The sequence below is a fragment of the Chitinophaga agri genome (assembly GCF_010093065.1).
In the GTDB taxonomy this organism is placed as follows: domain Bacteria; phylum Bacteroidota; class Bacteroidia; order Chitinophagales; family Chitinophagaceae; genus Chitinophaga; species Chitinophaga agri.
In genome coordinates, this window is sequence record NZ_CP048113.1 from 7,228,445 (window position 1) to 7,242,939 (window position 14,495).

Consider the following 14,495-nt stretch of genomic DNA (forward strand, 5'->3'; position numbering starts at 1 on the left):
TTGTTGATGCAAACGTATTCCGAAGGGGTGTAAACGAAAGTTAAGTTCGGTTAAATAAAGTTAAATCGGCCGCAGGGGCGAGCTTTGAGGTTATAAAATGTATATTTTCGGGTTATGAAATGGCTTTCCGCAAAATACGCTTACCCACTTGTTGTTGTGTCCGTGCTGGCCAGTATCATCTTACAGGTGATATGGCTGCAGCAATTGTTTAACGGACAACGTTCTCAGGCAAAGCAACAGATAGAGCAGATCGTGAATAATGCTGCCAGGGATAATATGTATAATAGTCTGAAGAAGCTGGGGCTTACTGATACCCTGCTGACGCCATTCTTTAAAGGTGCGGAATGGGGGTTGATCAGAAGTGGGTTTGATGCGGTGAAGGCGCCGCATATGTATAAATCCTTTGAGATCTCGGATACGAATAAGGACAGTACTTATGTCGCTTTTAAGTTTGTATTTATCAATCCTGAAAGTGACATAAAAAGAAGAAAGCCGGGCCAGACCAGCTCAGACCCTTATTCACCACAGGCAGATTCTGTTTCAATACGCGAAATGCATGCCCTGGTCACCAAAGGGCTGGCTGAAATGGGGCTGAAAAAAGGCTTTTACTATGGTCTGTATGCCTATAATGCTGCTACACCGAAAAATGGCGCGGATACAGCCGCCGAATATGCCAGCGCGAAGTATACCTACAATATGGCGTATATGCATAAGTACCAGTTGATCATTCCTTCGCTGGAAAGATATATCTGGTATACCATGCGGTACTACATCTTATCAGTGGTGCTGATGCTGGTGCTTACCTGCGCTGCGTTTTATTTTATCATCCGGCTGATGCGGAACCAGCGCTTATATGCAGAAGCCAGGGTTGCGTTTACCAGCAACATGACACATGAACTGAAAACACCTATCGCTACTGTATCACTGGCATTGGAATCTATTACCCGCTATGGGTTGATACATCAGCCGGAAAAGCTGGAAGAATATCTGTCTATCGGGCGACAGGAATTGCAGCGGCTGAACCTGATGATCGAAAAGGTACTGAACCTGAGCAGGGAGGAAGAAGGCGCTTATCCGCTGAACAAGGTATTGTTCGATGTGCAGACAGGTTTGCAGGATGTTGTTCGTTCCATGGAACTGCAGCTCACGAATGCGGGGGCCGTATGCAGGCTGCAGCTGTCTCCGGAACCCTGTTTTGTAGATGGAGATCCTGTACACCTCACGAATGTTTTCTATAACCTGGTAGAGAACGCGATCAAATATGCTGACAGGCCATTGGAACTGGAGATCAGTTGTGCAGCTGTGAATGACAGGGTCATCCTCCATGTAAAAGACAATGGTCCGGGTATAGATAAGTTATATCATGACAAGATATTTGACCGTTTTTTCCGTGTTCCTGCAAAGGGAGATACACACGATGTGAAAGGTTCCGGACTGGGGTTGAATTATGTGAAGACTATCATAGAACACCACGATGGTACCGTTACCCTGAAAAGCGAGCCTGGAAAAGGCAGCGATTTTATTATTAATTTACCGGCAGCAGTATGAGCAACAAAGTATTATATGTAGAAGACGAACCTTTTCTGTCACGCATTGTCAGTGATGGACTGAAGGCAAGCGGTTATGAAGTGAACCTGATCACGGATGGGAAAAAGGCGCTGCCTGCTTTTGAGTCTTTCCGCCCTGATATCTGTGTGCTGGATATTATGTTGCCGTCTAAAGATGGATACACTATTGCAGAAGAGATCAGGATGATCGATGACACAGTGCCTATTATCTTTCTCAGTGCCAAATCACTGACAGAAGACGTCGTGAAGGGGTTTAAAACAGGCGGCAATGACTATCTCCGGAAACCATTCAGCATGGATGAATTACTGGTGCGCATAGAAGCCCTGTTGCAACGTTTTGCCGGCAAAAGAGAAGCGATGGCTGAACAGAAGGAAACACGTTTCACATTTGGTACCTGTACCCTGGATACCGTACAGCAGGTATTGACTACTTCAAAAGGGCTGCATACGTTATCATTTAAGGAATCCGCGTTACTCGAAATGCTGATCCGCCGTAAAAATGACATCCTGGAAAGGCAGGAGGCGCTGCTCAGGATCTGGAATGACGATAGTTACTATAACACCCGCAGCATGGATGTGTTTATGACGCATATCCGTAAGCTGCTGAAAGATGAACCAGGAATTCAGATCCTCAGCATCCGGAGCGTGGGATATAAGCTGGTATGCTAGGCGTTCCTACCTGAAACCGGACACTATTTGTATCAAAACCGGACACCTTACCAGAAGAGTGTTTTTGTAAGTTGCTGATAATCATTTATGAAGTGAACTGTCATTATTTTTGTACCTGTCGTTGCTGTAAGTTACCCGGTTATGTTCAAAAACTACTTCAAAACAGCTTTCAGAAATCTGCTGCGGAATAAGATCTATTCCATCATCAATATTCTTGGTCTGAGCATGGGCCTGGCCTGTGGAATGCTGATCATCCTGTATGTGAAAGATGAGGTCAGCTATGACCGTTTTCATGATCGGCTGGATAATATTTACCGTGTCAGTTCTCTGCAGACGGGAACAGACAGGGGAGATAGTTATAATGCTTACTCAGGTTATCTGCAGGGACCACGTTTTGCCGCCAGTGTATCCGGCATAAAGGCGTTTGTCCGGATACAGAGCGACATGAAAGATGTAAAGAAAGGGGTGGACATTAAAGCAATGCCCATACATCAGGTAGACTCCAGCTTTTTCTCTGTATTCTCTTTCCCGCTACTGAGTGGTAATCCGAAAACGGCCCTGATGGCGCCGGATGCTGTCGTGATCACGGAAGATGTGGCGAAAGAGCAGTTTGGTACGGTGGATGCGCTGGGCAAGATAATGATGATGAAGTCGGGTGATGACGAATTTAAGCCCTACACAGTAACCGGCGTCGCTAAAAAAACACCTGAGAACTCTTCCCTGAAATTCAGCATATTAATGCCGATCCGACCTACAGCAGCGGAGGAGGCAAATGACGATAACTGGTTTAACTTCTTCCTCAATACATTCGTATTACTGGAACCGGATGCTGACAGGACACAGGTAGAAACGCAGATGCAGGAGGTGTATACCACCAGTTCGGCCGAGGCAAAGGTCAGGCAGGAAAAGCAGTATGGTCCTTTTGGGAAGACGGTCTACAACCTGCAACCGCTGGCAGAGATGCACCTCAGTACGCATTACAGGGCTGACAATGGACTCACAGATGCCAGTAATCCGGTGTTCTCCTATATTCTCTCCGGCATCGCCGCATTCGTACTCCTGATCGCCTGCATTAACTTTATTAATCTCACCATTGCCCGTTCATTAAAACGCGCGAAGGAGATCGGTATACGTAAGGTCGTAGGTGGCGATAGACGCCAGCTCATGATGCAGTTCATGGGAGAGTCTTTTATACTGAGCACCGCTGCTTTTATCCTCGCATTTATACTGGTGCAACTCGTGTTGCCGGTATTTAATGAGCTATCTAATAAAGCACTTGCAATCAGGTATCTTTTTGATAGCGGGCTGGTAGGAGGTTACCTGTTGCTATATATATTAACAGGGTTCCTGGCCGGCTTTTATCCGTCACTGGTATTGTCAGGTTATGATCCGGTGAAGGTGTTGTATAACCGGTTCTCTCTTTCCGGAAAGAATTATCTGCAGAAGGGATTGGTTATCTTACAATTCACACTGGCATCGTTCCTGATCATCTCGACCATTACGATCTATTATCAGTTCCGGTATCTCACTACCCGGCAGTTAGGCTATGATGATAGTGAACTGATCGTATTGCAGCACAATGGTATCAGTCATCAGCGTACAGATGCTTTCCGCGCTGACCTGATGAGCAATGCTGCCATTGCGGACGTGACGTTCAAGAACCAGGGGCAATGGATGACCACAGCAAAAGTGAACGGAGAACAGATGGTCAACTTCGTCTATGAAACAGTGGATGAACATTATCTGCCTTTGCTGAAAATACCCGTTGTAAAAGGGCGTAACTTTTCCAGGGCCTTTCCCTCTGATTCAACGCATGCAGTACTTGTCAATGAAGCCTTTGTAAAGGAGGCCGGCTGGAAAGATCCTATTGGTCAGGAAGTCAACTTCTGGTATAACGCCGGAGAAAAATATACGGTAGTAGGTGTGGTGAAAGATTATCACTACGGACCAGTGACCAGGAAGATCGGTATACAGTTATTTACGATGAAGAACAGTAATAATTTTGGAAAGACACTGGTGAAGATCAAACCTGGCAGGGAGACAACCGCCTTACAACATATCGCAGCCATCTATAAAAAGTATTTTCCATTGAGTCCTTATGAGTACACTTTCATGAATGAAGCCAACCGTAAGAATTATGAGTCGGAAGCGAAATGGAAGCAGATCATCCTGTTCAGTGCTGTTCTCACGATCTTTATTTCCTGTATCGGACTGTTCGGACTGTCCGTCCTATCCGCAGAAAAAAGAACCAAAGAAATTGGCATACGGAAGGTACTGGGTGCATCTGTTACTACTGTGGTAAGGCTCCTTTCCACAGATTTCCTGAAACTGGTAGTGATCTCTCTGGTTCTGGCCATACCATTGGCCTGGATGGCGGGTAATAAATGGCTGGAGAGCTATCCTTACCGTATCGCTATCAGCTGGTGGATGTTTGCCATTGCTGCCCTGTCAGTAGTTGCGATTGCGTTATTAACGGTGAGCTTCTATGCCGTCAAGGCAGCAGTGGCAGATCCGGTGAAGAGTCTGAAAATCGACTGATCCCTTTTATCCTTTATACAATGGATCGATCTCTCTGAAACAGCTCCTGATCTGGCTTTCGGTTAGCAGGTAGATCTGTTTGATGGCAGGCAATGCAGGATTGTATCCTTTGATGTCCTGCTGATGCTGACCGATCCATTCAAGCGTATTATTCAATATCATCTGGTTTGCCTGACCATGGCCGGTAGGGCCTGCTTTACTGATGATCTTACCGAGCAGGTATACAGGAAAGTCGGCACAGGCGATCTCTGACAGTTTCGCCCTGTATTCACGTTCTCTGGCAGGTGCTTTGTCAAAGTCATTCTTAAAATAGATCTGATCGATGCTATGTCTGCCTTCATGGGCGAAGATAGACGCATCTTGTTGTTTTTGTTCAAAGGAATGCATGAAAGCGATCTGTAGGGCCTTCTCTCTGAGTCCCTGCTGATACAGGGAGGCATACAAACTATCCAGTGCGTCCATCCGCATACGGGCGTTGATGCCACTGAGTATAGTGACGGTATCGTTGCTGGCCATGACGTTCTCAAATGGCGCCAGCTTCTCCTTCCTGATGCTACTGTCCGTGATCATGGTCCACGCGCTCATAGGTTCGCGTACATACGCTTCTCTTACCTGGTAAATTGTATCATTCACTGACCATCCGCCATTCCTGCTTTTCCCGTCAGTGAACCAGTCGGTAAATCCATTGGACGTCATCAGGTCTGTTTCAATAAATGTCAGTGCGCCTTTATAGCCATACTGTAATACTTCTTTATGGGTGATATTCACAATATGCCCCAGGCAGATCTCTTTTGAACTGAAACCGGAACTGAAGCCCAGGTAACCTGTGGTGCCAAACCTTGGCCGCATAAGTTCCAGGAAGGTCTCATAGGTCAGCGGAGCCGGGCCCGCAGATAGCTGCAACCGCTGCAGGAGTTGTGTACAATGAGAGAGCAGCTGTTGTTCGAACAGCGTATCATTGCTTCGGTTTAATGCCAGTTGCCGGTAATAGTCAGTGATAAGGGTACCTGTCTTTTGGAGGAAAGCTGCATATACTTTTATCTCCTGTTGGGCAGGCGTCGCCAGCAGGTTGGCATATTCGTAGAAACGGGAGTCTGCTAATGCTGCTGCAATCTTTTCGTTGTCAGTAGTGCCATTCCATTGGGGCAATACTCCTGACAAGATAGCGGCGTTCTTTTGCTGGTACTCCCACACGGTACCTGCTCCGGAGAAGTGAAAATATCCATTCCATCCGGCAAGCACCAATGGTCCGTCTTTTTTCAGGATACCGATGCCGATCAGTTGTTTCGCTGCCTGTGGATGTCCTGGCATTTGATCAAGGACAGCTACCAGGAGGCTGGCGGCTTTGCTTAGAAGGGCCGTATCCGGTTTCCGGGAGTGCATCGAAGCGGCGTAGGCGGCGTGGGCATAGACAAGAGCGGCGGACTGCCATTCAGCGGAGGTCCTGGCGGAGGAGAGTGCTTTGCTGGCTGCGGACAGGGAGGCTTTGTCCCGTCCGGCACTAATGGAGATGTCGCTAAGCAGGGCATAAGCGGACTGACTGTCCGTTGACTGCCGTAATGCACTGTCGATATGGTGAACGGCAAGCGGGTAATTACGGTAGAATTGCCAGTCGCGGGTGGCGAGTGTACGATATGCCCTGGCTAAGTCTTTCGGGTTGGTCTGTGGCGCCTGAATGATCTCCCTGATGGCAGCCGCCGATCCTGGCAGGTCGTAGGTAAAAAACGCCTGATCAGCCTTGTCCCATAGCAGTGACGCCTGAGAGTAGGAGAGTTGAGCAGACAGGAAAAATATGCCGGACAGGATGAAGTTTTTGAGCATCATGTGAAAAATTAGGAATTAAGAATTAGGAATTCGGAATGCAATTCCGAAGGCTCGGTATACCTGGTTTACAGTTGCTGCAGATGCAGCATACCCAATCGGAAATTATGATTCAGGTAGATGACGCTTTACGCTTCACCTATTCCTGATCTCCAATTCCTAATTACAAAGTAACCTCATTAATACCCCTCAGAATTGTACATAACTAACCTTTCAGTGTTTTACTGAAATCGCGGGGAGAGGCGCCAAAGTAGTGCTTAAAACTGCGGGTGAAGTGGCTCTGATCATAAAATCCGCTGTCGTAAGTGATCTGTGTGAGGGTATCCTTACCAGCTACGATGCTGTTGGTGGCCTTTTCCAGACGTACCCGCGTAATGTATTCAGACAGGCGTAATCCGGTCTTTTCTTTGAACTTACGGAGCATGTATATGGGATGCACGTTGACAATAGCTGCCAGGGTGTCTACAGCATGTGCTTCATCAGGCTGGTCGTGGAGGCGGGCTATGATGGTATTGATCCAGGGAGTTTGCCCGTAGCGGGAAAGATTGTCTTTTTCAAACAAATGGGAGATGATCTCGAAGGAAAGCATATCCAGGGTGTCAGCAGGATGGCCCTGACGAAAACGGTAATAAAGCAGGAACAGGTCCAGAAAGGATCGTTTCAGGATGATGGGCCGGTGATCGTTCATGTCCTGTGAGAAAAGGGGGGTAATATTGCTTCTCAGCTCCAGGTTGAAGCACTTGCCCGGCTGACCGTCGAAGATATTGGCATGTTCATGGTTATCAGGACGGAAGATGGATTGTCCGCCGGAGAGGATAGTTTCTTCCCGGAGGGCTTTTTCCAGGTAATTACCTTCCAGCAGCAGGCTGAAATACGGATTCTTATGGTAGTGCTTCGGCAGTGACACGTCCGCGCTGTATATAGTCTGCGTCAGATTGAAATGTTCCAGTTCAATCTGACGGACTGTATGTCCATAAAATTTTCCGTCGCTTAGTTGCATGGTCAGGAAGATAAGGGAGCCGTTTCCCGCATCCCGTTTTTGATGTTCATTCTGTGCATCATTCCCCATTCGATCAGGGCCCTGATCACATTATCCAGGGTGCCGCTGTATTCGGTTAGTCCGTATGATACAATGGCAGGTGAACCTGGATGTACCGTCCGGCTGATAAATCCGTTCATCTCCATGTCTTTCAGTTCGTTAGATAATACCCGTGCAGATATGCCCTCGATATTGCGCTGGATATCATTGAATCTGTTATGCCCTTCGGATAGGGCCAGGATGATCCTGAGCTTCCATTTTCCGCCAATGGCATAGATGGCATCACTTAATGCCTGCAGGGCGGCGTTGCATTCTATCTTAGAGACAACAGGAGTGGTTGTAAATTGTGGCATCTTTCTCACATTTTCCGGTAAACAAAGGTACTCACTTTTTGTCAGCGATGGCATTTGATATCATAGAGCATCCTGCCGGGGCCGCCGTTCGTTTTCCGGACAAAATGGAGCTCCACTTCATAACCGGGAAGTACCTGGGTGCCGAGGTTCTCTATGGGACGCACGAGGTAAAGGCGGTCGGATATGCGGTAATATACATCCCCCGTACCCAGGCTGGGCTGCATGGTAGAGATGATCTCCGTCACTTTTCCCCGTACGATCGTCTTACTTTCAGAGCGGGTATAGCTGTTATATACATAGTAAGCTGGTGTGGCGAGCAGGAAGAACGTCAGGTAGATGGCGGCGATCACAAAGTAGAGGTTAGCGTAGCTCCCTTTGGCGATACCGCCGACTAACAGGATAAGTGCCAGACCGGTACAGCCCGTGAGGAACAGTTTGATGAGGGTAGATTGCTTTTCCTTCATCAGCAGCATATCGTCAGCTGTGATCCTGGCTGTACTTTCCCTGCGATAGGTGTGTGGATATTCCGCTTTCAGGAGGATGTTACCGTCCATACTGACATGTAATATAAGGTCATAGTTGGTCAGGCTGGAGATATTCCTCACAATCGCCTGATGACAGGTAGTCCGCTGTTCGAAGAAGAAACTTCTGTCTGGCAGGGCCGCCCTGACCTCAATGATGTCATTATGGTTACTGATATATTGGAGATCGCCCTTGGGAGTCGTCAGGATCGTCTTCAGGCGGAAACGTATGAGTTTTTTTCTTCCACTCCGTAGACCACTTCTGCTGCGGTGCCTGATTTTGAGTGCGCTACGCCACATAAAGAAGCAGATGGCAAGCATGATGAACCAGGCAACGGAGACAGGGATGTACACGCCGGCCTGTCTGCCGCAGAGTGCCATCAGGAGCAGCGACGCAAGGATCATTGTGGTCGCTGTGAATAATAAAAGCAGGAGCCAGCGTATACCCGTGATCCTGCCAGCCGTTGTAAGGAGCCGGATGTCTTCATTGGTAAGGGGACCTTCATCTTGTATCATGTTTCTAAAGTTAACGAAAAAGGAAGTTCGCCGGAAGGGGCTGATATAGTAACAGTGTCGGACCACAGGTGCAAGGCCGATCCGGGCCCGCGAAGTGTCGACGACCTGACGCAGGGAGGCCATTAGTACCCGATGACTGCTGGATTTTTCCGGACAGTCTGTTTTTTAGGGCATTGATTATCAGTGGTGTGATAGAAAAGATCGTTGGATTTTTTCAATGGGCCGGTCTGTTGCGGCCTGTTTACCCTATTTAATTATTTACTTTGACCTGCCACCTGGCAGCCTTATAACTGATATTCAAATACCCTCAAATAAAATTCCACTATGAAAAGACGACTACTTTATCTGTTGATGCTCTGCCTGTGCACTATAGGCACCTCAGCACAGGCGCTCAAAACCTTTTATGTCGATTTTGGTCCCAATGATGTAACCAATGGTAATGTCACGGCCAGCCCCGATGGCAATGGTAACTACTGGAACAATGTGACCAATACCGCTACAACAGCGCCTGCGGTATACCTGTTGACGAACAGGAACGCTTCATCAGGCGCCTGTATCAACATTACCGCTGGTTTTAGTTCCAATGGGATCAACAATGGCGGATTACTGGCGCCTAATGCGGCACTCCTGAATGATTTCGCGATCAATACCGCTACGCAGGATTATTTCCATACAGATAATACCGCTGGTTTTATCATCAGGGGACTGGACGTCAGTAAGGGATATGTATTTTATTTTTTTGCTACCCGCAATGACCCTGAAGTGCGTAAATCCAGTTATACACTCACTGGTAAAACAACCTATAGCGCCACCCTGCAAACGTCAGGAACCAATTTAGGTGGAACGGGGTATAATGGTAACAACAGCACCGTTCTGGCAACCACTACGCTGTCACCTGACGTAAAAGGTCAGATAGCGGTTACGGTTAAACGGGAGCAGGGCGCTTTCGCCTATATCGGTGCACTGAAAATAGAGGAAGTCGCTTTACCCATTACTGCTTTGAAAACCGCCTTCATTGATTTTGGACCGAATGACGTAGTCAACGGGAATGTAACGCCTGGTCCGGATGTAAATGGGAACTACTGGAATAATGTGACGAATACAGGTGTCACAGCTACCCCCGTGAACCTGGCCGACAAAGCGAACGCGCCTACCGGTGCATATATCAGGATCCTATCCGGCTTTTCTTCGAATGGTATCCAGAACGGAGGGCTCTTATCCCCGAATCCGGCGTTATTAGGTGATGTGGCTATTCCTACCGCCACACAGGACTATTTTCATACGGATGCTTCCGCCACGCTTTCCATCCGGGGACTGGATAAAACGAAAGGGTATGTGTTTAATTTATTTGGCAGCAGGAATGATCCGGAGAAGCGGGTTACGACCTATGCATTGACGGGAGCTTCGTTTTATAACGGCACATTGCAGACATCCGGGACAGATCTGGGAGGGACAGGATATCATGGAAATACCAAAACGGTCCTGACCACCGATATTATCATGCCTGATGATAATGGACATATCAATCTGACAGTGACTAAAACAGAAGGGGCTTTTGGCTATCTGGGTGTGATGAAAATGAACCAGGTAGCACCAATAGCGTTCGAACCTTATTGTGTGACCAAGGATGCTTCCCGTATAGCTGTTATGGGGTCTTCTGTACCCTCAGGTACTGGCGCCACCAATAACCAGGGATATGCGCAGTTATATGCCCAGTTGCTGACTGCCAGGGCAAACAGCGGGGTAGGGCAATCCTGGAATGTGTCCAATATTTCAGTGCCTGGTAATAATACCCTGAGTGTGATCAACCGGTGGGATAAAGACTTATTACCACTCTGCAGCAGGTATGTTATTTATGCGCTCTCATTAGGGAATGAAGGCATTACTACCGGCGGACAAGCCACTTTCAACCAGTTCAGGGACAACCTGAAACTGCTGATAAATAAGGCCAGGCAGCAGGGTATTGAACCCATTATCACCAATTGCTACAGCCGGGAAGATTATACAGCGACAGAATACAATTACATCAAACAGATGAATTTACTGATCCACTCCTGGAATGTAGCCAGTATAAATCTGTTAGGTGCACTGGACAACGGCGCCGGTAAGTGGGCCACAGGCTATAAAAGTGATGACCTGCATCCTAATGATGCCGGACATGCGGAGTTTAAATATGCCATTGTGCCGTCCCTGTTTGATGCGATGAAAGCAGGCAAGCCCCAGCCATATAAAGTAGATGGTACACAGTTGAACCTAAGTCCGGCCAGCGGCTATAAACTGCAGATCAGGCCTGAGGAGGTCCTTCATTCTTTCACCTTGTCCTATGATATACAAACGTCATCACCAGGAGAGATCACGGAATTAAGTACGGTTGCAGGGCAGCATAAATTAGTGATCAATGCAGCGGGTAAGATAGATTATTCTTCTGCCTCATCAGCGGGTATTCCCGGAGTGACGGTTGTTAGTAATAGCCAATGGCACAGGGTCACCCTGACACATTACTATGCGATGGGAAAGACATTCCTGTACGTGGATAAGGTACTGCAGGGGTCAATAGCAGAAAGGATCGTCACGACTGCCTTTGATCTGAATGGCGTAAATGCGCCTGCTGCCAGTTACAGGACTTTGCAGCTCCATCGTTCAGGTATGGTGGCTGAAGAGATCAACGCCATGGCAGATGGGAACCTGCTGAAGTCGAGTCTGGAAATATACGCGCCGCTGGATGGTGCTAATGTATTCAGTGCAGATCCACTCGTGAATCTGGCGCAGAGCACCAACAAGGTGACAAAGGTAAACCTGATCGCAGGGACCTACTATATCCAGAACCGCTTCAGTAATTTGTACATGGATGTGGATGATAATCTGATTACGCAGGATGGCGGGAATATGCAGCAATGGGGCTTTATGGGGACCACTAATCAGCAGTTCACTTTCACGCATCTCGGTAATGACGTCTACAGGATCATCTGTGTTAAATCAGGCCGGTCCATGGATGTATCTGCTGCAGGTACTGCGGATGGCGCTAATGTGCAGCAATGGGGATATGTGGGTGGCGCGAATCAGCAGTTCTTTATGGTACCTGTTGATGGCGATTATTATAAAATAGTGGCAAAGCATAGTGGTAAGCTGGTAGAGGTGTCTGATTTCAGTACGGAGAATGGGGCGAATGTACAGCAATGGACGGATGTGAATCAGCTCAGTGGACAGTGGAAACTGGTAAGGCCGGCAATGGCGATGGTAGCGGCAGTGGACAGTACATACAGGAGAGCAGAGGAGACAGGTATGATTGTGTATCCGAATCCGGCAGTGACGAGATTGTATATTGGCGGGGTTAAAGAGGCGGTAGCGATCAGGGTGTATGATAGTAGCGGACAGTTACAGTTGTCAGCCCGGGGGATGTCTGTAGCAGTGGACCGGCTGCGTCCCGGTGTGTATTTTGTGCAGGTGAAGTTAAATGGCAGGTACCAGGTGCTGAAGTTTGTTAAACAATAGCCGGTTATTATGAAAAGCCGTTATAACGCTGTTCGTAATCTCCGGTATCTACACGTCATGCATCTGCGTCTTTCACGGTACCTGTTATTACCGGACCTTCCGTTTGTTACGGTTGCTATTGTCAACTAAGTTGAGTACCGGGTACATATCTGTTTTGTGAAACAACTTACACTGTTGCCATAGCAACAGTCGGTCAATCCGCTACAAGATGAGTATTGACAGGCTATTGTCTGTGTCTCAGCATATTTATTCGGAACTTATATGAGTGGAAAATAACAGCAATGTCTTAAAAAAAGATAAGCCGCCCTATAAAGAGCAGCTGTCTGATATCCCTATACCTATGAAATATATGGCTGTAAGATATAAAAGAGGAGCATCGAAATGGTTAATGACTCGTTAATAAAACCAAAATTCTTTCCGTCTGGGTATTGTCATGTTATAGCCTATTGGTTTTGTAGGGTAGTCTGAAGCCATTACCTTTGCAGCCAAACCAACTTTACCTGTGATTAAAAAATCGATAGAGAGTCTTCAGCAGGAAGCCGCCAGGAGCGGAGCCAATACACTTAAACGCAATCTTGGAGGTATTAACCTCATTGCCATAGGGATCGGTGTTATCATTGGTGCAGGTCTTTTTTCCCTGACCGGGATCGCTGCCGCTAATAATACGGGCCCGGCCGTTATCCTGTCTTTTCTGCTGGCAGCTGTCGGCTGTGCATTCAGTGCCCTTTGTTATGCTGAACTGGCTTCTATGGTGCCTGTAGCCGGTAGTGCATATACGTATGCCTATGCGACCATGGGCGAACTGTTTGCCTGGATCATCGGTTGGGACCTGGTACTGGAATACTCCGTAGGTGCTGCTACAGTAGGTATCAGCTGGTCCAAATACCTGGTCACTTTTCTGGGTAAATTCAATATTCACCTGCCGGCGCAACTGATCACGTCTCCATTTGAAACAGTCAGGCTGGCCGACGGATCGCTTATACATGGCTATATCAACCTGCCTGCAGTGCTCATCATCGTCTTTATCACTGCTATCATTATTTTTGGCACCAGGGGTTCCGCATTGTTCAACGCTATCGTAGTAGCGCTTAAAATCAGTGTGGTACTGGTGTTTATCGCGCTGGGCTGGCATTATATCAACCCGGAGAACTACAAGCCGTTTATTCCTGCCAATACCGGAGAGTTCGGACATTTTGGTCTGAGCGGTATCCTGAGAGGGGCCGGTGTTGTCTTCTTTGTCTTTATCGGTTTTGATATCGTAGCCACGATGGCCCAGGAAACTAAGAATCCCAGGCGTAATATGCCGGTAGGTATCCTGGGGTCACTGATCGTATGTACCATCCTTTTCATTCTGTTTGGATATGTCATGACAGGCCTGGCTCACTATACCGAGTTTAAGGATAATGCAGCCCCTGTTGCTGTCGCCATTGCACATACGCCTTATGAGTGGCTGTTCCTGGCTGTTATTGCCGCGATCCTTATCGGATATACTTCAGTGATACTTGTGGACCTGCTGGGTCAGTCCCGTGTGTTCTACACTATGAGTAAGGATGGCTTACTCCCGCCGGTGTTCTCCGTGCTGCATCCGAAATTCGCTACTCCGTATAAATCCAATATAGTGCTCTGTATCTTTATCAGCCTGTTCGCCGGACTGGTACCTATTCATGTCGTGGGAGAGATGACCAGTATCGGTACCCTGCTGGCGTTTGTGATGGTATGCCTGGCGGTGATCATCCTGCGTAAGGAACAGCCTAACCTTCCCAGGGCGTTCAAAACACCATGGGTGCCTGTTATACCTATCCTGGGCATTCTGACGTGCCTGCTGATGATGTTCTCCCTGCCAGTGGACACCTGGATCAGGCTGATCGTATGGCTGCTGATCGGGTTCGCTATTTATTTCGGTTATGGCCGTAAACACAGTACTGCCCGCAGAGGAATGAACTAATAACAATAAAGTTATCAGGAGAGATCGCCTTTT

At 47.7% G+C, this 14,495-nt stretch carries 9 protein-coding genes; 5 read left to right on the forward strand and 4 right to left on the reverse strand.

Annotated elements, in window-relative coordinates:
• The first annotated feature begins 114 nt into the window (after positions 1 to 114).
• From GWR21_RS28550 to GWR21_RS28560, 3 genes are all read left to right on the forward strand, one after another.
• Positions 115 to 1,548, forward strand: a complete 1,434-nt coding sequence (locus GWR21_RS28550; RefSeq protein WP_162335106.1) for a sensor histidine kinase — start codon at positions 115 to 117, stop codon at positions 1,546 to 1,548.
• Complete coding sequence (locus GWR21_RS28555; protein WP_162335107.1) at positions 1,545 to 2,237, forward strand: response regulator transcription factor; 693 nt, start codon at positions 1,545 to 1,547, stop codon at positions 2,235 to 2,237. Before GWR21_RS28550 ends, GWR21_RS28555 begins: the two co-directional genes overlap by 4 nt.
• 141 nt (positions 2,238 to 2,378) lie before the next feature.
• Entirely contained in the window at positions 2,379 to 4,775 is a 2,397-nt protein-coding gene (locus tag GWR21_RS28560) for an ABC transporter permease (protein WP_162335108.1), read from the forward strand.
• A gap of 6 nt (positions 4,776 to 4,781) precedes the next feature.
• Here GWR21_RS28560 and GWR21_RS28565 read toward each other — a convergent pair whose 3' ends face one another.
• From GWR21_RS28565 to GWR21_RS28580, 4 genes are all read right to left on the reverse strand, one after another.
• Positions 4,782 to 6,599: a hypothetical protein gene (locus GWR21_RS28565; RefSeq protein ID WP_162335109.1), complete on the reverse strand. Its 1,818-nt coding sequence runs from the start codon at positions 6,597 to 6,599 to the stop codon at positions 4,782 to 4,784.
• Positions 6,600 to 6,801: 202 nt separating this feature from the next.
• On the reverse strand, positions 6,802 to 7,596 hold the full coding sequence (locus GWR21_RS28570; protein ID WP_162335110.1) for a helix-turn-helix domain-containing protein: 795 nt from the start codon (positions 7,594 to 7,596) through the stop codon (positions 6,802 to 6,804).
• A gap of 2 nt (positions 7,597 to 7,598) precedes the next feature.
• Positions 7,599 to 7,988 carry a winged helix-turn-helix transcriptional regulator gene (locus GWR21_RS28575; protein ID WP_162335111.1) on the reverse strand — a complete coding sequence of 130 codons (390 nt, stop codon included), beginning with the start codon at positions 7,986 to 7,988 and terminating at the stop codon, positions 7,599 to 7,601.
• Between the two features lie 41 nt (positions 7,989 to 8,029).
• Positions 8,030 to 9,025: a hypothetical protein gene (locus tag GWR21_RS28580; protein WP_162335112.1), complete on the reverse strand. Its 996-nt coding sequence runs from the start codon at positions 9,023 to 9,025 to the stop codon at positions 8,030 to 8,032.
• A 324-nt stretch (positions 9,026 to 9,349) separates the two neighbouring features.
• On the opposite strand from GWR21_RS28580, the gene GWR21_RS28585 reads away from it, so the two are divergent.
• Entirely contained in the window at positions 9,350 to 12,517 is a 3,168-nt protein-coding gene (locus GWR21_RS28585) for an RICIN domain-containing protein (RefSeq protein ID WP_162335113.1), read from the forward strand.
• A gap of 502 nt (positions 12,518 to 13,019) precedes the next feature.
• Positions 13,020 to 14,462 carry an amino acid permease gene (locus GWR21_RS28590; RefSeq protein ID WP_162335114.1) on the forward strand — a complete coding sequence of 481 codons (1,443 nt, stop codon included), beginning with the start codon at positions 13,020 to 13,022 and terminating at the stop codon, positions 14,460 to 14,462.
• Positions 14,463 to 14,495: the final 33 nt, after the last annotated feature.

Coding starts and splice junctions, on each gene's coding strand:
- GWR21_RS28550 (WP_162335106.1), top strand. CDS start 115: ATGAAATGGCTTTCCGCAAAATACGCTTACCCACTTGTTGTTGTGTCC.
- GWR21_RS28555 (WP_162335107.1), top strand. CDS start 1,545: ATGAGCAACAAAGTATTATATGTAGAAGACGAACCTTTTCTGTCACGC.
- GWR21_RS28560 (WP_162335108.1), top strand. CDS start 2,379: ATGTTCAAAAACTACTTCAAAACAGCTTTCAGAAATCTGCTGCGGAAT.
- GWR21_RS28565 (WP_162335109.1), bottom strand. CDS start 6,599: ATGATGCTCAAAAACTTCATCCTGTCCGGCATATTTTTCCTGTCTGCT.
- GWR21_RS28570 (WP_162335110.1), bottom strand. CDS start 7,596: ATGCAACTAAGCGACGGAAAATTTTATGGACATACAGTCCGTCAGATT.
- GWR21_RS28575 (WP_162335111.1), bottom strand. CDS start 7,988: ATGCCACAATTTACAACCACTCCTGTTGTCTCTAAGATAGAATGCAAC.
- GWR21_RS28580 (WP_162335112.1), bottom strand. CDS start 9,025: ATGATACAAGATGAAGGTCCCCTTACCAATGAAGACATCCGGCTCCTT.
- GWR21_RS28585 (WP_162335113.1), top strand. CDS start 9,350: ATGAAAAGACGACTACTTTATCTGTTGATGCTCTGCCTGTGCACTATA.